Below are 24,410 nucleotides of genomic sequence, written 5' to 3'. Positions count from 1 at the left end.
GGGTCTGCAGCAGCGAGAGCAGCTGGAGCAGCCGCTCGGCGGTCCGGGTCACGCGCTCCAGTATGGCCGTGAAAGAGGACAGGAACCGACCTCATCGGCTCCTAGCCTCGCCTCCGTGCATGCTCATCGAGACACCATCAAGATCGTCGGGGCGCGCGAGAACAACCTCCGCGACGTCTCGCTGACGATTCCCAAGGGCAAGATCGTGGTCTTCACCGGCGTTTCCGGTTCGGGTAAGTCGTCGATCGTCTTCGGCACCGTCGCGGTCGAATCGCAGCGGCAGCTCAACGAGACCTTCACCTGGTTCATCCGCAACCGGCTGCCCAAGTACGAGCGCCCGGAGGCGGAGTCGATCGACAACTTGGCGCCCGCCGTGGTCGTCGACCAGAAGCCGATCGGCGGCAATTCCCGATCCACGGTCGGCACCATGACCGACATCCAGTCGATCATCCGCGTGTTGTTCTCCCGGTACAGCGTGCCGAGCGCGGGCGAGGCCACGCGCTACTCGTTCAACGACCCGCTGGGCATGTGCCCCGCGTGCGGCGGTCTGGGCCATGTGGTGCGCCCGGATCTGGAGCGGCTCATCGATGCGGACAAGTCGCTCAACGAGGGCGCCATCACCTTCGGGCCCTTCGCGGTCGGAACCTTCCAGTGGCAGCTCTACGCGGAGTCGGGACTTTTCGACCCGGACAAGCCACTGCGGGAGTTCACGCCCGAGGAATGGCAGTTGTTCCTGTACGGCAAGGGTTTTCGTGTCCCGCGCAAGAACCGGAACGGATCGGCGGGAAACAACGCCTACGAGGGTCTGCTGGAGCGGTTCGACCGTCTGTACATCAAACGTGATCTCAACGCGCTGTCGGACAGGAATCGCGCGGCCGCGCGAGCGGTGGTCACCGAGGAGGTCTGCCCGGACTGCGGTGGTGCCCGGCTCAACGCCGCGGCGCTGGCGAGCCGGATCGAGGGGCTCGGCATCGCGGACTACGGCGCGCTGGAGATCACCGATCTCATCGAGGTGCTCGCGGGCCTGGACGATCCGGTGGCTCGACCGATAGCGCAGGCCGCCATCGCCCGGTTGCGCCGGATCGAGGAGGTCGGGCTCGGCTATCTGTCGCTCGATCGGGAAACGGCGACCCTGTCCGGTGGCGAGGCACAGCGCCTCAAGGTGGTCCGGCATCTCGGCTCCAGCCTCACCGGCATGACCTATATCTTCGACGAGCCCAGCGTCGGCATGCACCCCCGCGACGTGGGACGGTTGAACACCCTGCTCGCCGGCTTGCGGGACAAAGGCAACACCGTCCTGGTGGTCGAGCACTCCCCCGACGTCATCGCCGTCGCCGACCACGTGATCGACATGGGGCCCGGCGCGGGCTCACGCGGCGGGCAGGTGGTGTTCCGAGGCACCGTCGATCAACTGCGGGTCGCGCGGACGCCGACCGGTGCGGGATTGCGCAGAGTGCGGCGGGTCAAGACGGACGTCCGCGAGCCGGCCGGATGGCTTACCGTCACCGACGCAGACTCCTACAACCTGAAGAATCTCACCGCGCGGTTTCCGACGGGGGTGCTCACGGCGGTCACCGGAGTGGCGGGCTCCGGCAAGAGCACGCTGGTATCGGGCGCGTTCGTCGCGGCGCACCCGCAGGTCATCGCGGTGGACCAGTCCGCGATCGCCGCCTCCCGGCGCTCCAGCCCCGCCACGTATCTCGGCATCATGGACCCGCTGCGTCAACTCTTCGCCAAGCAGCACGGTGTACGACCGGGCTTGTTCAGCTTCAACTCGGACGGTGCCTGCGGAGCATGCGATGGCGCGGGAGTGATCTTCACCGACCTGGCATATATGGATCCGGTCACCACGGTCTGTCAGACCTGCCACGGACGCCGATATCGCGAGGAAGCGCTCGCCTACGAGATTCGCGGAGCGTCCATCGCCGACGTGCTGGAGATGCCCGCCGAAGAGGCGCTGAACTTCTGGGCGGACGAGGGCGACCAGCGCATCCGCATGCCGTTGCGCTCGCTGCTCGACGTCGGTCTCGGCTACCTCGCCCTCGGCCGCTCGCTGACTTCGCTGTCCGGCGGGGAGCGCCAGCGCGTCAAACTGGCCGATCATCTCCGGCGTAGTCGCGACGCCGCCGTCTACGTGCTGGACGAGCCGACCACCGGGTTGCACATGGCCGACGTCGACACTCTGGTCGCGCTGCTGGACCGGCTGGTCGACGCCGGGAACACGGTGATCGTCATCGAACACGACCTGGACGTCGTCGCACGGGCCGACTGGGTGATCGATCTCGGCCCGGACGGCGGAAAGCACGGTGGCGAAATCGTTTTCGCCGGCACTCCGGCGGCCTTGCTGGCCGACGGCCGGTCGCTGACCGCGGAATACCTGCGACGTACTGTCGTCGCCTGAGGCCGACCGCCGACGACAGGAAGCAGGATCTCGGCTGCCGGAGAACCGTTCCAGGGGGTTCCCCGGACCGAAATCCGCAGGACGGCACGGCGACGACCATCGCGGCGGCATCATGAATCCATGACGACGCGGGAAGTGGTGCGAGCAGGGCCCTTCGCGCGGATCTACGACCCGAGCGTCGGCGAATCGGAAAATTGGTACATCAACGACCACACGATCGTCCGCGACGACGCGGGGCGGTGGCACCTTTTCGGAATCACCCATCCGGAACCCGCGGAGCCGTTCGACGAGATCGAGTTCGCCCATGCCAGCGCCGACCGGCTGCACGGACCGTGGACCAAGCACGCCGCCGCGCTGCGGGTGGATCGGCAATACGGGGAAACGCACCTGTGGGCGCCCTATGTGGTCCAAGCCGACGGGCAGTACCGCATGTTCTACGCGGCGGGCGGCGCGGACCGCACCGGCGCGGCGATGAATGCGGCGACCTCGCCGGATCTGTTCCGGTGGACCAGATCGCCGGCGGGCCCGCTGTTCCGCGACGGCTACGACGCCCGTGATCCCATGGTGGTGCGCGTGGGTGACCAGTGGGTGCTGTACTACTGCGCGACGAGCGCCCCGACCGGCGGTCATCACGTCGTCGCCTACCGCACCAGCACCGACCTCGTGCACTGGGGCGAGCGGCACATCGCCTACACCGATCCGACCAAAGGCACCGAAGCGGGCAATACCGAATCCCCTTATGTCCTCCGGCAGGACGGGTGGTGGTATCTGTTCATCGGTCCGCGTCCGCATTACGTCGGCACCGATGTCTTCCGCAGCGACAGCCCGTTCCGCTTCCGCATCGGAGACAAGGTGGGCCACATCGCGGCGCACGCCGCCGAAGTCGTCCAGGACGACGGCCGCTGGTGGATTACCAGCGCGGGTTGGGGGCAGGGCGGCGTCCATCTGGCACCGCTCAGCTTCCCGCAGTCGCGGGCCGTCAAAACGGTTCCGCGATAAGCGGTCCGAAGCACCGAGCCGGGCTCTATTTCGGCGAAACCGCCTTCGAGCCCGGCCCCGGCTGGTATCTGTTTATCGAGTCGAACTCTCCGATCACCCCACGTCCTGGAGGGACCGGCATGGCCCGTATCGGCGTTATCAGCATTTCCGATGGCCGCGACTATGTCCATGCGGGCATCGCCGATTTCATCGCCTCCACCGAGGACCGGCTGGTGGCCGCGCTCACCGCCGCGGGACACGATGTGGTCGTCGGCGCGACGCCGATCAGCGACAACGCGCTGGCGAGTTCGGTGGCGCGCTCGGTCACGGCGGCGGGCGTCGACCTGACCGTCCTGCACTACGCGGTCTGGGCGTTCCCGCATTTCACCATGCTCGCCGCGAGCGCGATGCCAGGTCCGCTGCTGCTGCTGTCGAATATCGACCCGGTGCAGCCCGGGATGGTGGGCATGCTCGCGGCCGGCGGCGCACTCGACCAGATCGGCCGCAAGCACAGCAGGCTGTGGGGCGACCCCTCCGACCCCGAGCTCATCGAAGCCATCGGCGTGCGCGCGCGGGCCGCGGCAGCGGTATCCGGCCTGCGCGGCGCGACGTTCGGGCGCTTCGGCGGGCGGCCGATGGGCATGAACACCGCGGTCGCCAATACCGATCAGTGGCAACGGCAATTCGGCATCGACGTCGAGGAAATCGATCAGTGGGAGATCGTGCGGCGCGCCGAACTGGCCGACGCGGGCGAGGCGAGGGCCGCGCGCGAATGGCTGGAGCGGCACACCGCGGGCGTGCACTACGACGGGGCGAAGCTCACCCCGGAACTGCTGGAACGCCAGATCCGCTCCTATCTGGCGGTACGCGAGCTGATCGATGAATGGCGTCTGGATTTCTCGGGGATCAAGGGACAGCCCGAACTCACCCAGTACTTCGCCACCATGGACGTGACCGAGGCGTTCCTCAACGATCCCTACGATTGGAACGGCCCGAAGGAGCCGCACGTCTGCGCTACCGAAGCGGACATGGACGGTGCGCTCACCATGCAGCTGCTCAAGCGGGTGGCGGGCACGCCGGTGCTGTTCGCCGACGTCCGGCACTATCACGCCGATCGGGACATCTGGGACCTTTGCAATTCCGGCCAGCACGCCACCTGGTTCGCCGCACGCAGCGCCGATCCCGCGGAGAACCTGGCGAAGGTGCACCTGTATCCGGAGGTGTTCTTCTTCCCAGCGGGCGGCGCCTCGGTGCATCATCTGGCCGCGCCGGGCCTGATGACCCTCGCGCGGCTCACCCGCCTCGACGGCGACTACCGCATGCAGCTGATGCTCGGTGAGTTCGAGGACTACGACCAGCAGACCAACGAGGCGCTGATGAAGCAGTCGACCTGGGAGTGGCCGCACGCTTTCGCCCGGCTGGACGCGCGCGCCGAGGACTTCCTGAACCGCTTCGGCGCCAACCACATCCACGCGGTACCCGGTGACCACCGCGCCGCCGTACGCGCGACCTGCGAACTGCTGGATGTCACCGTGGACGAGTTCACGCGGTGACGATGTTCCTCGGCATCGACATCGGGACCTCGAGCTCGAAAGGCGTCCTCACCGACGCCGCCGGCACGGTACTCGCCAGAGCCGAACGCGCGCACGAGGTTTCCATGCCACACCCCGGCTGGGTCGAGCACGACGCGGAGGCGGTGTGGTGGGCGGATTTCGTCGCGATCGCCCGCGACCTTGTCGACGCGGCCCGCGGCGCGCCGCTCGCCGGTCTGGCCGTGTCCGGCATCGGCCCGTGCCTGCTGCCCGCCGACGCGGAGGGCAGGCCGCTGCGCCCGGCGATTCTGTACGGCGTGGACACCAGGGCGGGCGCCGAGATCGCGGAACTGAACGCCGAATTCGGCGCGCAGGCCGTGCTCGACCGCGCCGGGTCACCGCTGACCAGCCAGGCTGTCGGGCCGAAGGCCCGGTGGCTGGTCCGGCACGAGCCGGAGGTCGCGGCACGCACCGCGATGCTGCTGATGGCCAGTTCCTTCCTGGTGTACCGGCTCACCGGCCGATACGTGCTCGACCACCAGTCGGCCAGTCAGTGCGTCCCCCTCTACGACCTGCGTGCGCGCGCGTGGGCGACGGATTGGGCCGAGCGGATCGTGCCGGGCTGGTCGTTACCGGAGCTGGCCTGGCCCACCGAGATCGTGGGCCGGGTGAGCGCGGACGGGGCGGCCGCCACCGGACTTCCGGCGGGGCTGCCGGTCACCACCGGAACCATCGATGCCTGGGCCGAGGCGGCCAGTGTCGGGGTCCGCGCTCCGGGCGACGCGATGATCATGTACGGCACCACGATGTTCCTGGTGCAGGTGCTCGCCGATCCGCGGCCGCATCCCGGTCTCTGGGGCACCTGCGGCACCTGGCCGGACACGTACACCCTCGCCGCGGGCATGGCCACCTCCGGCGCGGTCACCGACTGGCTGCGCAAACTCGTCGGCGGCGAGTTCGCCGACCTGGTCGCCGCGGCCGCGGACGTGCCCGCGGGCAGCCGGGGATTGCTCGCGCTGCCGTATTTCGCCGGGGAACGCACTCCCCTCTTCGACCCGGACGCCCGAGGCATCGTCGCCGGTTTGACCCTCGGCCACGGACGGGCCGAGCTCTACCGGGCGGTGCTGGAGGGCATCGCCTACGGAGTGCGCCACAACTTGGAGGCGATGACCGAGGCCGGTGGCCGGGCTGGGCGTCTGGTCGCGGTGGGTGGCGGCACCAAAGGCGGGCTGTGGACCCAGATCGTTTCCGATGTCACCGGCCTGCCCCAGCAGTTGCCCGCCGACACCGTCGGCGCGAGCCTCGGTGACGCTCTGCTCGCCGCCGAAGCCGCCGGAATCGACACCTCCGGGTGGAATCCTGTCGTCGACACCGTGCGGCCTTATCCTGAGCGCACCGCGAAATACGAAGAGTACTACCGGCACTATCGCGATCTGTACGACCGCACCACGACGGTCGCGCATTTCCTGGCGGCCGAACAGCATCGTGCCGGTGCGTCTTCCTGATCGCGGACAGCCATGCGAGGATGCACGGTTACTTCGCGGAACGATTACGAGGAATCCATGCCCACGATCACCCTGACTCAGCACAATTTCGACTCCGTGGTCACGTCCAATCCGATCGTGCTCGTGGATTGGTGGGCCGGCTGGTGTGGGCCGTGTCAGCGTTTCGCCCCGGTGTACGAGGCGTCGGCCGACCGGCACCCGGAGATCGTGCACGGCAAGGTCGACACCGAGGCCGAGCCCGCGTTGAGCGCCACCGCGCGGGTCACCCAGTATCCGACGCTCATGGCGTTCCGGGAGGGCGTGCTGGTGTACTCCGAGGCGGGCGCCCTGGCGGCGGACGCGCTGGAAGACCTCGTGCAGCAGATCCTCTGGCTCGACATGGACCAGGTCCGGCGCGAGCTGGCCCAGCGGTCCGATGCCGGGCAACTCGCCGCGGCGGGCGCCACCGGCGCCGCGTACCGGGCCGGGCTCGCGCCGGGCACACCCCGATACGGCTGGCCGGGACTGTGACCGCGCCGGGCGGCGAGCTGTGGCGGCTGGACGGCCGGCGAACGCGGTCGGTCAGCGCCGAGAACCCGACGGGGGCGCCGGGCGCGGGCGCGCGGGCGACCGAGGGCACCGGCGCGCACGCTGCTCGGCTGCTGGGCGCGGGGTGGAAGGTGTCCCCCTCCATCGCGCTGGCCGACGGCGAAACCGCCACGCTGGCCGACGTTTCCGGACCGGGCGTGTTCCGGCACTTCTGGTTGACCACCGAGCGTTCCGTACTGCGCGGGCTGACGCTACGGATGACCTGGGACGACGCACCGCGGCCCGCGATCGAGCTGCCCCTGGGCGCCTTCTTCTGCAACGGGTGGGGCGAGCTGGCCCTGCTGAGTTCGGAGATGGTGGTCGTCGCGCCCGCCGGCGGGCTGAACAGCTACTGGGCCATGCCGTTCCGGCATCGAGCGCGCATCACGCTGGATAACAGCTGTGGCCGCGAGGTCCCGGTGTACTACCAGGCGACCTACAGCGAAGAGGACGTGCCGGACGGCGCGGGGTATCTGCACACACAGTGGCGGCACACGACCGGCGTGGGCACTCCGGCCGTGCACACGATTCTGGACGCGGCGCCGGGGCCGGGCCGCTACGTCGGCACCTACCTCGCCATCCGCCCGGGTGCACCGGGATGGTGGGGCGAGGGCGAAGTGAAGTTCTTTCTCGACGGGGACGTCGATCATCCCACTATTTGCGGGACCGGCACCGAGGACTATTTCGGCGGCGCCTGGAATTTCGACCTCGACGGGATATACCGGACATATTCCACGCCCTATCTCGGGCTGCACCAAGTGCTGCCGCCGGAACAGATCTATCGACCGGATCAGCGGTTCGGAATGTACCGCTGGCATGTGCGCGACCCGATCTGCTTCGAACGCGAGCTACGGGTCACCGTCCAGGCCCTCGGGTGGCTGGACGCGCAGACCTATCTTCCCCTGGCGGACGCCGACATCGCGACCACCGCCTGGTGGTATCAGGCCTGATCGGGGTCGTCCGCCTCCGGTGCGACCTCCAGCGCCAGCAATTCGTCGGCGCGCGCCAGCGCCGCGTCCATGCCCGCGGTGAGACCGTCCATCAAGGTCAAGCCGTCCAGCAGTCCGGCGAGTTCGTCCTGCACCGCGCGCAGTTCCGCGATTGCCGGGTCGACCGGGAACCACGCGACCGAGTCATGCCACCACGGGTCGTCGGAGAGCCACGCCCACAGCACGTCACGCACCAGCACCGGGTCGGAGGTGTACATCTGGAAGGTCTCCGTCGCCGATCCGGCCCGGTGCTCGAGTTCGTAGACGCCGTCGGGTAGCAGCCTGGCCCGGATGTCGTGCAGGTCGGCACGGCTGAGTTCGAGGATGGGGTGTTCCGGGTCCGCCGGTTCGTCGATCAGGTCGCCGAGCGCGTCCTCGGTCAGGTCGGGCAGCGGCGTCCCGTCTCCGGTGCGGATGCGCACGTCGGTGGGGTCGATGCTCATCGCGCCAGTCTGCCCGATGCGGCTGCCGAATACCCGAAATGCCCCGGCGGGGGCGGCTCGGGTGCAAGGTGGTCGGTATGGGCCTTCTGCGATGTGTTCGCGTCGGATCACGCGGCCGGTTCGTCGCCGGTGTGCGACCGGCCTCGTTCGAGGCCGCCTCGATCCGCCCGTGCCCGCCCCACCACGGCGAGGCGAACCGGAGGCGATCGGGGTGGGCCGGATGACGACGGTCGCGGGAGTCGACAGCTCCACCCAGTCGTGCAAGGTGGTTGTCTGCGACGCCGACAGCGGCGAAGTTCTCGGTCGTGGGCAGGCCCCGCACCCGGAGGGGACCGAGGTCGCCCCGGCGGCGTGGTGGGCCGCGCTGCGGACAGCGGGCGCGGGATTGCTCGACGGCGTCGCCGCGATCGCGGTCGCGGGGCAGCAGCACGGCCTGGTCGCCTTGGATGCCGCGGGTATTCCGGTACGCGACGCGTTGCTGTGGAACGACGTCCGCTCCGCCGGCGCGGCCGAGGAGCTGATCGCCGATCTCGGCGGACCGCAAGCGTGGGCCGACGCGGTCGGCAGCGTGCCGGTGGCTTCGTTCACCGTCGCCAAGCTGCGCTGGCTGGCCGATCACGAGCCGGAGCGCGCCGACCGCGCCGCGCGCGTCCTGCTGCCGCACGACTACCTGACCTGGCGGCTGCGGGGCGGCGAACCCCGGCACATTCCCGAGCCCACCACCGACCGCGGTGACGCTTCCGGCACCGGCTATTGGTCACCCGCCGACAACGCCTATCGGGAAGACCTGCTCGCCCTTGCCTTTCGTGGACGGGCGCCCGCGCTGCCCCGCGTCCTGGGTCCGGACGAGCCGGCCGGGCGGACACCGTCGGGCACACTGGTCGCCGCGGGGACAGGTGACAATGCCGGTGCCGCGCTGGGTCTCGGCATCGACGAGGGCGATGTGGTGGTCTCGCTCGGCACCAGCGGGACGGTCTTCGCCCGCGCCGAGCGCGCCTGCGCCGATTCCAGCGGCGCGATCGCCGGATTCGCGGACGCCACCGGCGCGTTCCTGCCGCTGGTCTGCACGCTCAACGCCGCGCGCGTCCTCACCTCGGCCGCCGACCTGCTCGGCGTGGATCTGCCCACGCTGGAATCGCTTGCCGCGCAGGCGCCGCCGGGCGCGGACGGCCTGGTCCTGCTGCCCTACCTCGCCGGTGAGCGCACACCCAACCTGCCCCACGCGACGGGCAGTCTGCACGGTCTGCGACCGGAGGCCATGCGTCCCGCGACCGTCGCCCGAGCTGCCTTCGAAGGCGTGCTGTGTCATCTCGCCGACGCGCTCGACCATCTCACCGGCACGGGGGTGCGACCGCGGCGGGTGCTGCTCATCGGCGGCGCCGCGCGCTCCCGGCTGGTCGGGGCGATCGCCGCACAGGTCTTCGGCGTCACTGTGACGGTGCCGGAACCGGCCGAGTACGTCGCGCTCGGCGCCGCGCGCCAGGCCGCCTGGGCGCTGAGTGGCGCGGCCCGCCCGCCCGCGTGGCCCGCATGCACGGCCGCGGAGATCCCCGCACCGTCCGACGCGGCGGCCGGGCGAGGGATCCGCGCCGAGTATCGGCGGGCCCGTCGCGCGCTCTACGGCTGACCACGGCGTTCGCCGCGATCCCTGCTCGGCCGGGCCCGCCTGCCCACGCACGAATTGGACCCGCGTCCACCCCTCCGGCCGCCGATTTTCGTCGCCGGGTGGCGCCCGGAGTCCCGGGAAGGTTGGATCACCCTCGTCGAAGAGAGGTGGACAAATGACCGATACCCTGGTGCGAAGGGCGGTGACGGCGGAACGGACGGAACTCGCCGAACTCTTGGCCGGACTGGACGCCGCGAGCTGGGACGCACCGACCCTGTGCGAGGGCTGGCGGGTACGCGAAGTCGTCGCGCACATCACCATGCCGTATCGCCTGTCGAGCGCGGGCTTCGCGCTGGGGATGCTCGCGGCGTTCGGGAACTTCAACCGCATGGCCGACCGCACCGCCCGAGTGGACGCTGCCACGCTCAGCGCGGCGGACCTGCTGAAATCGCTGTGGGACAACGTCGACCATCCCTGGCGGCCCCCGGGCGGCGGGCTCACCAACGCGTTGAGCCACGATGTGATCCACGGCCTGGACATCACCGTTGCGCTCGGCTTGGACCGCCGGGTGCCCGGGGACCGGCTGCGCCTGGTTCTGGACACGATCGACCGGAAGACTGTCAAGCTGTTCGGCGCCGACCTCGGCGGCATCGAGCTGCGCGCCGACGACCTGGACTTCAGCTACGGCTCCGGCACGGTGCTGTCGGGGCACGCCCAGGACCTGCTGCTCGTGCTCTGCGGCCGCAAGCTGCCCGCCGGGCACCTGGAAGGCGAGCCTGCGCAGCGATTCACGAAGCCCTTGTGACCTGTTCAGCGCGTGAGGTCGGCAAGCTCGCGCAGGTAGGCGGCCGTTTCGTCGTCGGCGGGGAAATACGCCTCGACCGCGACCTCGTCGAGCGTGATGTCGAAGGCCGCGCCGACGGTCGTGATCGTGTTGAAGAACGACAGTTCGGCATCGCGGTGGCGCAGCAGGATCGGCAACGCGATGTCCGCGGGGTCGCTGTCGGTGCCGGACTGGGCACCGTAGGAGCGCAGTTCCTCGTGCAAGGCGGCGAGTTCGGGATCCCCGGTCGCCATGACCCGGCGGGCCAGGCGGGGCAGCAGGAACGCCCGGACCTGCTCCAGGTTGCGCAGCCGCGAAGCGAACCCCGCGGGGTGCAGACCGAGCCTCATCATGTTGATCGGCGGTTCGAGCAGCTCCGGATCCACACCGTCGAAGAACACGCCGACACAGTCGTTGGCCTGCACCAGGTTCCAGCGCTGGTCCACCGCCAGCGCCGGATACGGTTCGTGCAGCCGCAGGACCCGCTGCACCGCGTCACGAGCACGCCGCAACGCGGGGTCGGTCCAGTCACGACGCCGGAACTCGGGCGCGTGTCCCGCGGCGATCAGCAGGCGGTTGCGCTCGCGAAGCGGTATGTCCAGCTGTTCGGCCAGGTGCAGCACCATGGATCGGCTGGGGATCGTGCGGCCGGTCTCGACGAAACTGACGTGCCGGGCGGACACATCCGCCTGGATGGCCAGATCCAGCTGGCTCAGCTTCCGCCGGTGCCGCCACTCCCGCAGCAGTTCGCCGACCGGTCGATCACCGTTCATCGGCTCAGTATCGCGAGGGCCGGGTCGCGCCCGCCATTACATGCCATGTAATCGACACCCCGTTCGAGGGCTGTCAGTCTCGGCGGCATGACGAACGACAATGTGGCACTGCGCAACAAGGAACTGCTCCTCGAAGGCTTCACCCGATTCGCGGCGGGCGACATCGAAGTGCTCCGCACGCTGCTGCACGACGACTTCCTGGAGCACAGCCCGGGAAACCCCTCCGGCAAGGACGCTTTCCTCGAGTTCATCGCCCAGGCACCCGTGGCCGGGTCGAAATTGGAGCTGGCGCGGGTGATCGCCGACGAGGAGTACGTGGTCATGCACTACCGCATGGTCCTGCCGGACGACGCGGAGCCCGACCAGGCGGTCGTCGACATCTGGCGGGTCGTCGACGGAAAGATCGTGGAGCACTGGGACGTCGTCCAGCCGGTGCCCGAACCCGCCCAGATCCCGCACGGCATGTTCTGAGCGCGGATAATTCGGGTGCTCGACGGGTCAGGGCGGCAGTAGGTTCGAGCGCGTGACGTGGATCGCGCCCGACTTCGAACGCACCGTGACGCCGCTGGTCGCCGACGAGCGCACCATGCTGCGGGCATGGCTCGACCGGCACCGCGACACCCTGCTGTGGAAGTGCGCGGGGCTCGACGGCGAGCAGCTTCGCACGCGCGCCGCCGAGCCCTCGACCATGTCGCTGCTCGGCCTCGTCCGGCACATGACCGAGGTCGAGCGCGGCTGGTTCCGCTGTGCCGCCACCGGCCAGGATCTCGCCTACGTCTACTGCTCCGAGGACAACCCGGACGGCGATTTCGCCGACATCGCCGACGCCGACCCGGAGGCGACCTTCGCCGCCTTCCGAGCCGAGATCGCCCAGGCCGACGCAGCCGTCGCGGCCTTGCCACTGGACCACACCTTCCGCCACCGCTGGCGCGCCGACGACTACAGCCTGCGCTGGGTGTACCTGCACATGATCGAGGAGTACGCGCGGCACAACGGTCACGCGGATCTGTTGCGCGAGCGGATCGACGGTTTCACCGGCGACTGACGACGCCCAGGCCCGGTCCCACCCGGGTTCTCCGTGTCCGGTCGCGGTCGTCGCTACCGGCCCGATCGAGGTGCCGGACCGGCCGGGCACCCCGATCGCGCGATCAGCGCCGTGTGCAGCCGCACCGTGGCGGGATCACCGCCGCGCCACGCGTCCGGCGGCGCGCACGACCGCAGCCAGCGTGGCCGCGAGTACGGAATCGCTTCGCCCGCAGGACCAACCGGTGTGCCTGCCGCTGCGATATTCCAGATATGTGATCGCGGCGCCGTCGCTGCCCGGCTCGATCGACTGCTGGGTCAGGCCCAGCACCTCGATCGGATATCCCGCTTCGGCCAGTGCCTCGGTCAGCGCCGCGACAGGACCGCCGTGGCGCCGCGTACGGTGGGTGACCCCGTCGACGGTCAGCGTGATCTCGGTACACGCCTGCGCGCCGTCGCCGCTGGTGCGCCAGTCCTTCAAGTCCAGCCACGACGGATCCTCGAAGTAGATCGCCTCGAACAGATCACGCAGTTCGGCGGCGGTGATCTCGACGCCGGTGTCATCGGCGCGCGCCTGGACGTGCGCGGCGAAGTCGATCTGCAGTCGTCGCGGCAGGTCCATGCCGTATTCGCGGTGCAGCAGGTAGGCGATGCCGCCCTTGCCGGACTGGGAATTGACCCGGATCACCGCCTCGTAGCCGCGGCCGAGGTCGCCGGGATCGATCGGCAGATACGGCACGTGCCAGTCGAGTTCCCGTTCGGCGACGCCCGTCGCGGTGGCTCGGGCGCGATGCTCGGCCAATCCCTTCTTGATCGCGTCTTGATGGGTGCCGGAGAACGCGGTGTGCACCAGGTCGCCGACGTACGGGTGCCGTTCGTGGATCGGCATGCCCGTGCAGTATTCGACGGTGCGGCGGATCTCATCGATGTCGGAGAAGCCGATCATCGGATCCACGCCTTGCGCGTGCAGATTCAGGGCCAGCGTGGCGATGTCGACATTGCCGGTGCGCTCGCCGTTGCCGAAGACGCAGCCCTCGACGCGTTGCGCGCCCGCGAGCACCGCCAGCTCGGCACACGCGATGCCGGTGCCGCGATCGTTGTGCGGGTGCACCGACAGGATGACGCTGTCGCGGCGGGCCAGATTGCGGTGCATGTACTCGATCTGGTCGGCATAGACGTTCGGGGTGGCGACCTCGACGGTGGCAGGCAGGTTCAGGAGGACCGGCCGCCGCACGGTGGCGTCCCACAACGTCGTCATCCGGTCGCAGATGTCGAGCACGTAATCGGGCTCGGTCAGGTTGAACACCTCGGGCGAGAATTCGAACCGCACGTTCGGCAGGTCCCCGGCGGCCGCGAGCACGGTGCGGCCGCCGTCGAGGATCAGCTCGCGCAGCGCCGCGCGGTCCTTGCCGAGCACGATGTCACGCCAAGCGGGAGCCGTGGCGGTGTACATGTGGATCACGACGTCGTTGCGGATGCCGCGGATCGATGCGACGGTGCGCTCGATCAAATCTCGCCGCGCGGGGGTGAACACGACGATCGTCACGTCCTCGGGCGCGAGATCGTCCTCGGCGATGAGCCGGACGAAGTCGAAATCGGTCTGGGAGGCCGACGGATAGCCGACCTCGATCTCCTTGTACCCCATAGCGATCAGGAGTTCGAAGAAGCGCCGCTTGCGCGCCGGGTCCATCGGCTCGGCGAGCGCCTGGTTGCCGTCGCGCAGGTCGACCGGCACCCACAGGGGCGCCTGGGTGATCCTGGCCTCGGGCCAATACCGCTGGGTGAGCGGCACTTCCACGCGCTGGTAGACCTCGCGGTAGCGATGCGAGGGCATCTGGGAACGCCGCTGGCGATTCCATGCCGGAGCACGGTCCGGTACGTCGCCCGCGGGAGTGTCGATGGTGGGGAATGCGGTGGTCATGGGTCTGCTTCCTGGCCGAACGGGCCGTCACGACGAAAAGTGACCGGCCACGACGAAGCCCCACGGCGGGAGGCCGGTCGTTCAGGCCCCGCCGTGGCGGCTGAGCAGAAGCATGGTGCGCATGATGGCTAGACTGTACACGACTCCTCAGACAAGTAGAGAGGTTGCGATGCTTTCCCAGGTACGGCGCCATCCACTGGCCGCGCAGACGGCCGAAGTGCTGCTGGCCCGCATCCGCGCGGGCGAATGGCCGCTCGGTCACCGCCTGCCGGGCGAGACCACGCTGGCCGCGCAGCTGGGCGTCGGACGCTCGACGCTGCGGGAGGCGATCCGTGAGCTGGCGGGCAAAGGGGTGCTGGACAGCCGTCAGGGCGCCGGTGTCTTCGTGACCGCCCTCGACGTGACCGAGGAATGGGACGCCGTGCTGCGCCGCGCCACCATCGCCGCGGTGATCGAAGCGCGCATCGCCATCGAGGCCGAGGCCGCGGCACTGGCCGCCCAGCGGCGAAGCCCGGCCGACCTGCGCCTGATTCGTCGTGCGCTGGCCGCGCGCCAGGCACATGGCGAGCCGATCGCCGAGCACGTCGACGCCGATATGGCATTCCACCGCGCAGTCATCGTGGCCGCCCACAACGACGTGCTGACCCAGCTGTTCGACAGCTTCCTCCCTCGGCTGCGCCTGGCGATGATCGACATGCTGAAGATCCGCCCGGTGCCCTCGGAGTCCGCGGATCACGCCGCGCATCAGCGGCTGGCCGACGCGATCGCCGCCCGCGACGCCACCGCCGCGGCGGAATACAGCCGCGCCCACCTGACCACCCTGAAAGGGGCTTTCACGTGACCGATCCGGTGCTCGAGTTGACCGACGTGACATTCCGCCGGGACGGCAAGAAGATCATCAACGGCATCTCGCTGACGGTGCGCGCGGGCGAACGCTGGGCGCTGCTGGGCCCCAACGGCGCGGGCAAGAGCACGCTGCTCGGCTTCTGCGGGGCGGTCACCTTCCCGACCTCGGGGTCGGTGCGGGTGCTCGGCGCCGAACTCGGCCGCGTCGAATTGCAGCAACTGCGCCGTGGCATCGGCCAGATCAACCCGCGCCATCCCCTGCGCTCCGCACTGACCATCCGCGAGGTCGTGCTGACCGGCCTGACCGCGACCATCGACACCCCGATGCGCTGGACACCGACGCCCGGCCAGCTCGACCGGGCCGACGCGATGATCGACACCGTGGGCCTGACCGGAAAGACGAACGAACTCTGGCCCACGCTGAGCCAGGGCGAGCGCGGCCGCACGCTCATCGCCCGCGCGCTGATCGCGGAGCCGCGACTGCTGCTGTTCGACGAACCGTCCACCGGCTTGGACGTCGCCGCCCGCGAACAACTCCTGGACACCCTCGACATGCTGGACCGGACCCACCCCGACGTCGCCTCCATCCTGGTCACCCACCACTTGGAGGAACTGCCCAGCACGACGACGCACGCCTTGCTGATCGCGGACGGCCACGCCGTCGCGGCGGGCCCCGCTCTGGAAACGATCACCACCGAGAACATCACCGCCGCCTTCACACACCCGGTGGAGGTCCGTCACGACGACGGTCGCTGGACCGCGCGGGCGGCGCGCAAACCCTCCGCCTGGCCGCAGTAGACAGCCCACCACCACACCGGATCTGCATCGAGGGTTACTCGAGCAGCTGACTCGGCCGGGCACCCCCTGCGGTGTCCGAACTGCTCTATGTTGCGCCCAGATCGACTTCCCTCCGACTCGACCGCACCACGGTGGTAACGCCGCTGTAATCGCCACACCGCAATCGCGTGTGAGCATGCAACGAAATCCACTATCACCGAAGGGAATACGGCTACGTGTGGCAGCTCTATCGAGCAGTACTCCGCACCGACGACCATCTCGTGCTCGGCTACGTGGACGCGGGCGCGAAGCTCATGGACCACGCCAGGATCGGCCACCACCTCGTGCAAGGGATCGAACGACTGCTCACGACGCCCGCACGGGTCACCTGGGCCGGACGAGACGCGCCGCGTTCAAGGCGCGGCGAAAATCTTTATCGAACAGCGGGTTTCGTGGCAGCACTGGTACCGTCGGAACACGGTGCCGTCGGCCGGTACCTGCTCAACCACGACCTGCGGATCTTCGTGGACAAAGCGACCGTGCTGGAGAACGAGGCTCGTCACCGCATGCATCCGTTGCCCTTGCTCACCGCCGAACCCGCGCCGGACCACGGCCGGATCGCGGGCGACCACACCGTCCTCGGCTCCTGGGCGCACGCCCTGATCTCGGTGCGCGACACCGTGCCGGAGGGATTCGAGCAACGGAAGTTCGACCTGGTGGAGCGCCCACGCTGAGCGTCGTCCGGTCGAACCACCGTCACGCTCGGGTCGAGATCGGCGCCGGGAAGCAGAGGGCCCCTGCGTCGTGCGGCCCTCGGTGAGCGGCCACCGCGCCCACACGGTGCCGATACGGCGCGTCAGCGTTGCGATCGCCCTGGGGCGGCCGCCGAGCCGGTGCGGTGTTCGGCCTCGGCGAGTTCCTTCAGCGTCAGCAGTTGCTTGCGCATCATGAGCACGTCGCCGATCGCCATCGCCACGGCGACGAGTTTCGGTCCGCCGAAGCGTATCCGGACCACGAGCCGGGTTCCCGTGCCGACGGGACGCACCGCGTAGGTGACGCACACGTTGCCCGCGATCAGGGTGATGTGCCTGCCCAGGACGAAGGACACCAGCTCGAACTGGGACATGAACCGTTGCCCCACCTCGAGTTCGGTGAGCTTCGGATCGCGCAGGCGCGGGCTGCGTTTGCCGAAGTTGTCCAGCAGGTCGTAGCTGTAGGGACCGACGCGCAACTGGCACAACCAGGCGTAGACGAGAGCGGGCGGCGCATCGATGCCGATCGCCCGATCAGCCTGGAACCCGCCGGGCTGCCGCTCGTCGCACGGCAGAGGCGCCTCGCGCTCGGCCTCGGTGGCGCCCCACACCGTCCCCGGGATCATGCCGCCGCCGCGATCCGGCGCAGCATCCGGCGCACCACCAAGCGGTGACCGCCGGTCCCGATCACCAGCGCGCGATAGATCCGGCCGTGCGGACCGGGAAAATCACCATAGCTGCGCGCGCGGACCCGAGTCCGGCTCGGGCCATCCTCGTCCAGTTCGAAGATCAGCGCGTACTTCGAGAACCAGTGCTGCCCGCGCAGCGCCAGGCGGTGCGGTTCCGCGACGGATTCGAAAACGAACCCGGCCGGCGCCTTGGGTTCGCGCGGGTCGCGGCACATGACTTTCAGCACCGCCTTCCACGCCCGATCGCGGTTCGCGTCGACAGATCTGGCATGCTCATCAATATAGGACAAACGCTCCATATAGAAGGAACGTACTAGTAGATGGCGCCACCCCGCAAGCACGACACCGACGTGATCCTCGACGCAACGCGCACACTGGTGCTCGCCGAGGGCCCTCGCGCGGCCAGCGTGTCGGCGATCGCCGAGGCCAGCGGCGCTCCGGTAGGCACCCTGTACCACCGGTTCGGCAACCGCAACGGTGTGCTCACCGCGGCTTGGCTGCGCGCGCTGCGCCGCTTCCAGGACGGCACCCTGGCCGCGGCCGAGGAACCGGACGCGATCGAGGCCGGTGTCGCGATGGTGCGGGCCGCCCTCCGGTTCGGGCGCGAACTCCCCGAGGACGCCAAGCTGTTGCTCAACCTGCGTCCCAGCGACCTGCTCGACGGCGGGCCGGACGCCGACTTCCGGGCCACTCTGGCCACCATGAACGCGCCGCTGATCGAGCATCTGCGCCGCATCGCGCGTGCTCTGTTCGACCGGGACGGCGAGCGTGAGATAGATGCGGTCAGCCGCGCGATCGTCGATCTGCCCTACGCGGCGCTGCGCCGCCACGTGTACGCTCCGACGCTGCCCGACTGGCTGGAGGACGACCTGACCGCCGCCGCCCGGGCCCTGCTGACTTCCTACCGTCACTGACCGGGCCGGTATGCGGCCGGCGGCTCAACCGGCGATCAGTGCGGGAATGAGTTCGTCGAGGCCGGAGATGACCTTCGCGGCCAGCGCCAGCGCGTCGGGAGCAGGTGGGTATTCCGGGCGGGGCGCCGCGATCACCCGCATCCCCGCCGCGTGCGCCGAGCGCAGGCCGTTGCTCGAATCCTCCACGGCCACACAGTCCGACGGCTGCTTGCGCAGGAACGTCGCGACCGTCGAGTAGACGTCCGGCGCCGGTTTGCCCCGATCGACCTCTTCGGTGGAGAAGGTGACGGTGAAGTATTCGATCAGGCCTGTCCGCCCCAGCACCGTGTCGATGAGCGCGCGGGGCGACGAGCTGGCCAGCCCGAGCGGCCAGCGCTCGCTGATCCGCTGCACGGCGTCGACGGCGCCCGGCAGCAGCGGCACCGCCTCGTCGTAGCGCGCGGACATCCGCTCGATCACCTCCCGCGCGACGGTCTGCGGCGGCGCGCCCACACCGAGTTCGCCGCTCAGGTAGGCCGACCACTCACCGGTGCTCATGCCCATCAGCCGCTGCTGAGAGTCGGGCAGCCACCGCCCGCCCTGCTCCGCGACGTAGCCGCGCCGCACCGATTCCCAGACCGGCTCGGAGTCGATCAGTACGCCGTCCATGTCGAAGACGACCGCGGTGATACCCATGCGCACAGAGCCTTTCGCCAGCCGAAAGCGGTCAGAGGTCGATCGCGGCCGGGTCGGACATCCGGCCACCGAAACCGTGCCGGCGCCCCCGGTGCAGAGGCGATCTCCGGTCGCGCACCAGCCTATGCTGTGACAGCCCGCGACGGCGCAACGCGGCACCCGCCCGGCGAGCATTCAGCAGGCAACCGATAACTTGTTCTCATGAACGAACCGCAGGCCGGCGACTCGCTGCCGAGCAAGGAGCACCACGAGGGCGGGTTCCGGCCGATGACCGAGCTGATCGCCGCGCACGAGGCCGCCAAGGACGACATCTCCCGCGGCGGGCCGCACTACGGGCAGTTCATCGAGCAGGTGCGCGGTCTGATGGACCGGGTCCGGCTGGCCTCGCCCTCCGACGAGCTGGCGGTGGACGCGATCGGCATCCTGAAGGAGCTCAACGACAAGCTCGACGCCGCCGCGGTGGACGAGTGGTCGACGCCCAACTGGACCCGCTTCGACCTGCCCGCCCGCGGCAACATCACCCTGCCGCCGTTCTTCATCGATCATGTCGATCGCAGGCAGGGCGTCGACGCGCGCATCACCTTCCGCACCTTCCACCTCGGCGGCAACAGCGCCGCCCACGGCGGCCAGATCGCCATCGCCTTCGACGACCTGCTCGGCATGGCCGCGGCGGTGCACTCGGGCTCGGTGACCAGGACCGCGTCGCTCACCGTCGACTACCGTTCCATCACGCCGCTGAACACCGAACTGAAGGTGCGGGCGTGGGCGGAACGTCAGGAGGGGCGCAAGGTCTACGTGCGAGCCACCCTGCACGACGGTGACCGGCTGTGCGCGGAGGCGAACGGCTTGTTCATCGTGCTGAAGCCCGGGCAGCCCTGAGGCGGCGCGGCGAGCACGGTCCCGGATGGCATGCTGTGCACGAATGCACGAAATGTCATGCCGTCCAGGCGAATTCGATAAGCGCAGGTAGGCGGGACGCACACTCGCCGGGCGCGGCCGCGCGTGCACTCGATGCAGATCGGCTCGCAATGCCTTCGCGATAGCGGTGTTCCGGTGCTCGCCGCTCGTACTTGCCGACCGGCGAGCACCGATTGATCACCTCCCCGGGAAATGCGCTTCCCGGTATGCGCCGAACCGGGCGTCCACCTGATCGGCGGTCAGACCGAAGTCGGCGAGGGTGTAGCGGTGCGCCGGACGCGCGGCGCCCGAAGTGCTTTCCGCATGCAAGGCGGTCATCGCCGCGCTCGCCTCGCCGGTCAGCGGCAGCCCGAAGTGCCGGTAGATCGACTCGACGGTGCCGATCGGGTCGGCGACGAACTCGTCGTAGTCGACATCGCAGAACTGCGCTGCGTCGTGGCGCTTGCGGTCGGCGAGGAACCGCTCCGCGCCGCGCGCCCACAGATCCAGCTGCGTCGCGCCCACCACCGGCCCGCGGAACTTCTCCGACCAGCCCGCCGACGCCTGCTCGTTCAAGCTGCACACCGACGCGATGATGGTGCGCGGATCGCGGTGCATCTGGATGACCAGCGCGTCCGGATAGACCTCGAAAATGGCGTCCGATGCGAACAAGTGGCTGGGGTTCTTCAGCACCCAGCGTTTACCCACGTCCGGCAGCCCGATCAGCTGGAGATTGCGCCGGTGCCTGCGGTAGGCGGGCGTCCAATCCCGATCGCGCAACCATTCGGAATAGGTGGGCAGATAGGCCAGGCACTCGTAGGACACCGACATGGCCGACTGCCGCAGCAGCTGCCAGCACTCCTCCACCTGATCGGCCGAGATATGGTGCACGCCCATGAATTCCGGGTGCTCCACGTGATGCTTCTCGTAGGCGGCGGCCAGACGCTGGTAGACCGGATTGCTCGCCCAGGTCTCGCGAGGCGGGCGCGGCTGCGGCATCTCGGTCAGCCACATCTCCAGCCCCTGGTGCGCCGGGTCGGCGTTGAGCAGGCGGTGCACCGCCGTCGTGCCCGAGCGCGGCAGACCGGTCACGAAGATCGGCCGTTCGACGGCCACGTCGGCGTGCTGCGGGAACTGCTGCCAGGCGGCCTCGCTGAGCAGCCGGGCGATCAGCGCGCCACGCAGGAAGGCGCGGTTGACCTTGTTGCCGAAGGGCGTGAGTTCGGCATCCTCGGCATAGGACTCGAGCAACACCTCGAGGCCCTCGCGATAGTCGTCGGTCCCGAAATCGTCCAGCCCGACCACCTTCGTCGCCGAGGCGTGCAGATCGTCGATGGTCCCGACGTCGTCCCTACCGATCACGGTCATCTCCTAGTGGTGGTATTCGCCGGCGTTGACGTCCAGGCACGCGCCGGTGATCGCGCGGGCCATCGCGGACGCGAAGAACACGACCGCGTCGGCGATCTCGTCGGGTTCGGGCAGTTTGCGCAGGTCGGTGGTCTTCGCGGTCTCGGCGTAGACCTCCTCGGGGGTGATCCCCCGCTGCTGGGCCAAGTAGTTGAAGTACCACTTCAGGTTGTCGGCCCAGATGTAACCGGGCGCGACCGAATTCACCCGGATGCCCTTCGGTCCGAGTTCGGTGGCCAGGCTCTGCGCCAGCGCGAGCAGGCTGGCCTTGGCCATCTTGTACGGCCCGAAGGTCCGCCGCGAGTGGCGCAGAACGGCCGAGTTGATCATCACCACCGAACCCTTGGTTTCGGCGAGGGCGGGCACGAACAGCCTGGTCAGGCGCAACGCGGCCAGCACGTTCGTCTCGAAGCCCGCGCGCACCTGGTCCAGGTCGACGTCGGCGAGATCGACGATGGGCGGGATGGCGAAGGCGTTGTTCACCAGCGCGTCGACCTTGCCGAACGCGCTGTGCGCGGTCTCCACCAGGTTGGCCGCCGCGGCCTCGTCGTTGATGTCGGTCGGCACGACCACCGCGCGCCTGCCGAGTTCGGTGATCTCCTTGGCCACCTCGGTCAGCCGTGACTCGGTCCGGGAGGCGAGCACCACGTCGGCCCCCGCTTTCGCGCTCTGCACGGCGATCGCACGCCCGAGTCCCGGCCCGACGCCGGAGACGACGACCACTTTGTCCCGCAACAACATCAGCCCAGCATCCTCTCCGCGACGGCGATCTGCCGCGCCGCGATCCGGTCCCGCCACTGCTTCGGCGTGACGCGCGCCTGCTCGTAGTACGGCAAGCGGGCGGGCAGGTCGGCGACCGCCACCAGCTCCACGGTCGGGCCGTCGTCCGGTTTCATCTCCCGCGACAGCCGCTGCCAGCGGAACTGCAGGTATCCCCTGGCGTGCCCGGTGCGCTCGATCCAGTTGGTCAGACCTGGGTCGTGCTCGCTGACCACCAGGCGGATCATCCCGTCCGGGTCCACGTGCGCCTGGTCGGCGGTGAGGCTGGTCTGGTGGTTGATGTAGTCCAGCGACAGGTACCACATGCTGCCGAGCTGGAAGCCCTGATAGGGGGCGTCGGATTTCGGCACCGTGATGATCATGGCCTGGTCGTCGTCCAGCTCGTAGTGACCGACCGAGGAGAACTGCGTGCTCAGCCCGCCCGGCGTCGGCCTTGGCTCGGTCAGCGTGTTCACCGGCAGGTTCAGGTAGAACCACTCGGGGAAGGCGAGGAAGGTCTTCAGCCGCGACACCAGCATCTTCCCCGCTACGTCGTACCGCTTGGTCAGCACGTCCTTGGTCAGCGGCGGCGGCGCGTCACCGATGCGATCCGCCCGATGGATGCGGATCGTGCCCGCCTTGTCGGTCGCCCAATCGCTGTGCACCTCGCGAACCACGAGCATCGCCGCGTCGGCGCCCAGGTGCACGTAACCGGGGCGCGCCTCGCCCGGCCCGAACCGGATCTCGTAGGTACCGTCCGGGCGGATGTCGAGCTCGCGGTCGTCGAAGGCGGTGAGACTGTCGGGCACGTCCACCGGCGAATAGTTGCCGTTGAGCACCTGGAAGCTCAGGTCGCGGGTGGTGCCGCGGGTGCCGGTCACCACGTATTCCGCGTCCGGCCGCAGATAGGAGTGGAAGTAGAGGGTGTCGGGGTTGTCCAGGCCCATCTTGGTGTAGGGACCGGTGGACATCACGAAGAACGGGAAGTCCCGCTCGTAGGCCCAGGCCATCTGCAACGACGCGCGGATGCTGCCCGCCAGATAGTCGTAGCCCTCAACAAGGTCCTGTTCGGTGCGGATGTGCGCGGCTCCGGTGATGATCTGCTCGGCGGCGGCGATGGCGTCCGCGAACGGCTGTGTCAGCAAGAGGCTCTCTCCGGTGTTCCAAATATGTACCACTCTGGTACATTTCTATAGAGAAAAGATTAGAACGTGTTCTAGGAGTGGTCAATGGTCGGCCGTCGGTCCGCACCCACCGCACGAGTGGTTCAGGTCCTGGATTTCTTCGTCGAACAGCGCGGGAAACGCTTCGGACTCTCCGAGCTCGCCCGCGAGCTCGACCTGGCCAAACCGACCTGCCTGGGCATCCTCACCGAGCTGACCTCGAGCGGCTACCTGATCCGCGACGCCGATACCCGCACCTACGGGCTCGGACCGGCGCTGATCGCGGCCGGGCGGGTGGCGCAGGACAGCTTCGCCATCTCCGCGCTCGCCCGCGTCGAGCTGGAGAAACTCTCCACGCGCTACCACACGACCTGCACGGCGTCGGCGGTGGTCGGCGAGCAGATCATGGTGCTGGAAAGCACCGGCCCAGGCCTGGTGAAGGTGGGCGCGGCCTACCACTTCGCGCCGCCGGTCGGCCTGATGTACGTGCTCTGGGACACCGACGCGGCGTTCGACGCCTGGCTCGCCAAGCCGCCCGCCGTGCCGCTACGTCAGGACGAAGCGCGCTTGCGCCAGGTCGTGGCCGAATGCCGGGAGCGCGGATTCCTGGTGGAGAGCATGACCACGGCCGGGCGGCGGCTGTACTCGCTGCTGGCCGGGGTCGCCGACCGTGATCTACCTCCCGAGCTGCGCGAACTGGTCGGCGAGCTGGTGACCAGCCTCGGCGAGCGGGTGTACCTGGGCTCGGACCTGCGGCCGCGCAAAGAACACGCGGTGAGCCTGCTCGCCGCTCCGACCTACGACGGCGACGGCAGGCAGAACATGGTGCTCACGATGTACGTCGGCCGCTCGGTCACCGGTGCCGAGATCGCCCGCCGCGGCAGCGAGCTGATAGCCGCCGCCGACGCGGTGACGGCGAACTCCGGCGGACACAAGCCATTGACCGACAACCGAAACGTGTTCTAGTTTT

Annotated in this window: 25 protein-coding genes; 16 read left to right on the top strand and 9 right to left on the bottom strand. The window is 69.1% G+C overall.

Annotated elements, in window-relative coordinates; translation table 11 throughout:
• Positions 1–115 precede the first annotated feature (115 nt).
• The 6 genes from ON19_RS11820 (at position 116) to ON19_RS11795 (ending at position 7,933) form a co-directional block, all read left to right on the top strand.
• Positions 116–2,401, top strand: a complete 2,286-nt coding sequence (locus ON19_RS11820; protein ID WP_043690131.1) for an ATP-binding cassette domain-containing protein — start codon at positions 116–118, stop codon at positions 2,399–2,401.
• 120 nt (positions 2,402–2,521) lie between these two features.
• Positions 2,522–3,400 (top strand): glycoside hydrolase family protein, encoded by an 879-nt coding sequence (locus ON19_RS11815; protein WP_043690128.1) that lies wholly within the window; start codon positions 2,522–2,524, stop codon positions 3,398–3,400.
• A 119-nt stretch (positions 3,401–3,519) separates the two neighbouring features.
• On the top strand, positions 3,520–4,932 hold the full coding sequence (locus tag ON19_RS11810; RefSeq protein WP_043690125.1) for an L-fucose/L-arabinose isomerase family protein: 1,413 nt from the start codon (positions 3,520–3,522) through the stop codon (positions 4,930–4,932).
• A 2-nt stretch (positions 4,933–4,934) separates the two neighbouring features.
• Positions 4,935–6,416: an FGGY-family carbohydrate kinase gene (locus ON19_RS11805; RefSeq protein ID WP_043690122.1), complete on the top strand. Its 1,482-nt coding sequence runs from the start codon at positions 4,935–4,937 to the stop codon at positions 6,414–6,416.
• Between the two features lie 57 nt (positions 6,417–6,473).
• Complete coding sequence (locus ON19_RS11800) at positions 6,474–6,926, top strand: thioredoxin family protein (RefSeq protein ID WP_043690119.1); 453 nt, start codon at positions 6,474–6,476, stop codon at positions 6,924–6,926.
• Entirely contained in the window at positions 6,923–7,933 is a 1,011-nt protein-coding gene (locus tag ON19_RS11795) for a glycoside hydrolase family 172 protein (protein WP_051168764.1), read from the top strand. The genes ON19_RS11800 and ON19_RS11795 overlap by 4 nt, the downstream gene beginning before the upstream one ends.
• Here ON19_RS11795 and ON19_RS11790 read toward each other — a convergent pair.
• Positions 7,924–8,415 (bottom strand): hypothetical protein, encoded by a 492-nt coding sequence (locus ON19_RS11790; RefSeq protein WP_043690117.1) that lies wholly within the window; start codon positions 8,413–8,415, stop codon positions 7,924–7,926. The genes ON19_RS11795 and ON19_RS11790 overlap by 10 nt on opposite strands.
• Positions 8,416–8,635: 220 nt before the next feature.
• Here ON19_RS11790 and xylB point away from each other — a divergent pair, with 220 nt between their 5' ends.
• Both xylB and ON19_RS11780 read left to right on the top strand, forming a co-directional pair.
• Positions 8,636–10,042, top strand: coding sequence for a xylulokinase (gene xylB, locus ON19_RS11785; RefSeq protein WP_043690115.1), 1,407 nt, complete (start codon positions 8,636–8,638; stop codon positions 10,040–10,042).
• A 154-nt stretch (positions 10,043–10,196) separates the two neighbouring features.
• Positions 10,197–10,826, top strand: a complete 630-nt coding sequence (locus ON19_RS11780) for a maleylpyruvate isomerase family mycothiol-dependent enzyme (RefSeq protein ID WP_051168763.1) — start codon at positions 10,197–10,199, stop codon at positions 10,824–10,826.
• 5 nt (positions 10,827–10,831) lie between these two features.
• Here ON19_RS11780 and ON19_RS11775 read toward each other — a convergent pair whose 3' ends face one another.
• The gene (locus tag ON19_RS11775; RefSeq protein WP_043690112.1) at positions 10,832–11,617 is read right to left on the bottom strand and encodes a helix-turn-helix domain-containing protein; all 786 of its coding nucleotides are present in this window, start codon (positions 11,615–11,617) and stop codon (positions 10,832–10,834) included.
• 87 nt (positions 11,618–11,704) lie between these two features.
• Here ON19_RS11775 and ON19_RS11770 point away from each other — a divergent pair, with 87 nt between their 5' ends.
• Both ON19_RS11770 and ON19_RS11765 read left to right on the top strand, forming a co-directional pair.
• Complete coding sequence (locus ON19_RS11770) at positions 11,705–12,088, top strand: nuclear transport factor 2 family protein (RefSeq protein ID WP_051168762.1); 384 nt, start codon at positions 11,705–11,707, stop codon at positions 12,086–12,088.
• 52 nt (positions 12,089–12,140) lie between these two features.
• Positions 12,141–12,662, top strand: a complete 522-nt coding sequence (locus ON19_RS11765) for a DinB family protein (RefSeq protein WP_043690110.1) — start codon at positions 12,141–12,143, stop codon at positions 12,660–12,662.
• A gap of 135 nt (positions 12,663–12,797) precedes the next feature.
• Here the strand turns inward: ON19_RS11765 and ON19_RS11760 are convergent, their stop codons facing one another.
• Positions 12,798–14,561 carry a 2-isopropylmalate synthase gene (locus tag ON19_RS11760; protein WP_083899308.1) on the bottom strand — a complete coding sequence of 588 codons (1,764 nt, stop codon included), beginning with the start codon at positions 14,559–14,561 and terminating at the stop codon, positions 12,798–12,800.
• A 169-nt stretch (positions 14,562–14,730) separates the two neighbouring features.
• Here ON19_RS11760 and ON19_RS11755 point away from each other — a divergent pair, with 169 nt between their 5' ends.
• From ON19_RS11755 to ON19_RS11745, 3 genes are all read left to right on the top strand, one after another.
• A complete protein-coding gene (locus ON19_RS11755; RefSeq protein ID WP_043690109.1) occupies positions 14,731–15,402 on the top strand; it encodes a FadR/GntR family transcriptional regulator in 672 nt (223 codons plus the stop codon).
• A complete protein-coding gene (locus ON19_RS11750; RefSeq protein WP_043690107.1) occupies positions 15,399–16,205 on the top strand; it encodes an ABC transporter ATP-binding protein in 807 nt (268 codons plus the stop codon). The genes ON19_RS11755 and ON19_RS11750 overlap by 4 nt, the downstream gene beginning before the upstream one ends.
• A gap of 215 nt (positions 16,206–16,420) precedes the next feature.
• The gene (locus ON19_RS11745; RefSeq protein WP_043690105.1) at positions 16,421–16,918 is read left to right on the top strand and encodes a hypothetical protein; all 498 of its coding nucleotides are present in this window, start codon (positions 16,421–16,423) and stop codon (positions 16,916–16,918) included.
• Between the two features lie 122 nt (positions 16,919–17,040).
• On the opposite strand, the gene ON19_RS11740 is transcribed toward ON19_RS11745, so the two are convergent.
• Positions 17,041–17,562, bottom strand: coding sequence for an SRPBCC family protein (locus tag ON19_RS11740; RefSeq protein ID WP_043690104.1), 522 nt, complete (start codon positions 17,560–17,562; stop codon positions 17,041–17,043).
• Positions 17,559–17,924: a hypothetical protein gene (locus tag ON19_RS11735; protein ID WP_043690102.1), complete on the bottom strand. Its 366-nt coding sequence runs from the start codon at positions 17,922–17,924 to the stop codon at positions 17,559–17,561. Before ON19_RS11735 ends, ON19_RS11740 begins: the two co-directional genes overlap by 4 nt.
• Before the next feature lie 21 nt (positions 17,925–17,945).
• Between ON19_RS11735 and ON19_RS11730 the strand changes: the two genes are divergently transcribed.
• Positions 17,946–18,539 carry a TetR/AcrR family transcriptional regulator gene (locus ON19_RS11730; protein WP_043690100.1) on the top strand — a complete coding sequence of 198 codons (594 nt, stop codon included), beginning with the start codon at positions 17,946–17,948 and terminating at the stop codon, positions 18,537–18,539.
• 24 nt (positions 18,540–18,563) lie between these two features.
• Here ON19_RS11730 and ON19_RS11725 read toward each other — a convergent pair whose 3' ends face one another.
• Complete coding sequence (locus ON19_RS11725) at positions 18,564–19,214, bottom strand: HAD family hydrolase (RefSeq protein WP_043690098.1); 651 nt, start codon at positions 19,212–19,214, stop codon at positions 18,564–18,566.
• Positions 19,215–19,415: 201 nt separating this feature from the next.
• Between ON19_RS11725 and ON19_RS11720 the strand changes: the two genes are divergently transcribed.
• Positions 19,416–20,093 carry a PaaI family thioesterase gene (locus ON19_RS11720; RefSeq protein ID WP_043690095.1) on the top strand — a complete coding sequence of 226 codons (678 nt, stop codon included), beginning with the start codon at positions 19,416–19,418 and terminating at the stop codon, positions 20,091–20,093.
• A 216-nt stretch (positions 20,094–20,309) separates the two neighbouring features.
• On the opposite strand, the gene ON19_RS11715 is transcribed toward ON19_RS11720, so the two are convergent.
• From ON19_RS11715 to ON19_RS11705, 3 genes are read right to left on the bottom strand one after another with little or no spacing between them, the layout of a single operon-like run.
• The gene (locus tag ON19_RS11715; RefSeq protein WP_043690093.1) at positions 20,310–21,479 is read right to left on the bottom strand and encodes a sulfotransferase family protein; all 1,170 of its coding nucleotides are present in this window, start codon (positions 21,477–21,479) and stop codon (positions 20,310–20,312) included.
• Positions 21,480–21,482: 3 nt separating this feature from the next.
• Positions 21,483–22,259, bottom strand: coding sequence for an SDR family oxidoreductase (locus tag ON19_RS11710; RefSeq protein WP_043690091.1), 777 nt, complete (start codon positions 22,257–22,259; stop codon positions 21,483–21,485).
• A complete protein-coding gene (locus ON19_RS11705; RefSeq protein WP_043690089.1) occupies positions 22,259–23,422 on the bottom strand; it encodes a hypothetical protein in 1,164 nt (387 codons plus the stop codon). The genes ON19_RS11710 and ON19_RS11705 overlap by 1 nt, the downstream gene beginning before the upstream one ends.
• An 84-nt stretch (positions 23,423–23,506) precedes the next feature.
• On the opposite strand from ON19_RS11705, the gene ON19_RS11700 reads away from it, so the two are divergent.
• On the top strand, positions 23,507–24,406 hold the full coding sequence (locus ON19_RS11700) for a helix-turn-helix domain-containing protein (protein ID WP_043690088.1): 900 nt from the start codon (positions 23,507–23,509) through the stop codon (positions 24,404–24,406).
• Positions 24,407–24,410 lie beyond the last annotated feature (4 nt).

Source organism: Nocardia abscessus NBRC 100374 (assembly GCF_000308455.1).
Lineage (GTDB): Bacteria > Actinomycetota > Actinomycetes > Mycobacteriales > Mycobacteriaceae > Nocardia > Nocardia abscessus.
This window is presented reverse-complemented; position numbering and strand designations above follow the sequence as displayed.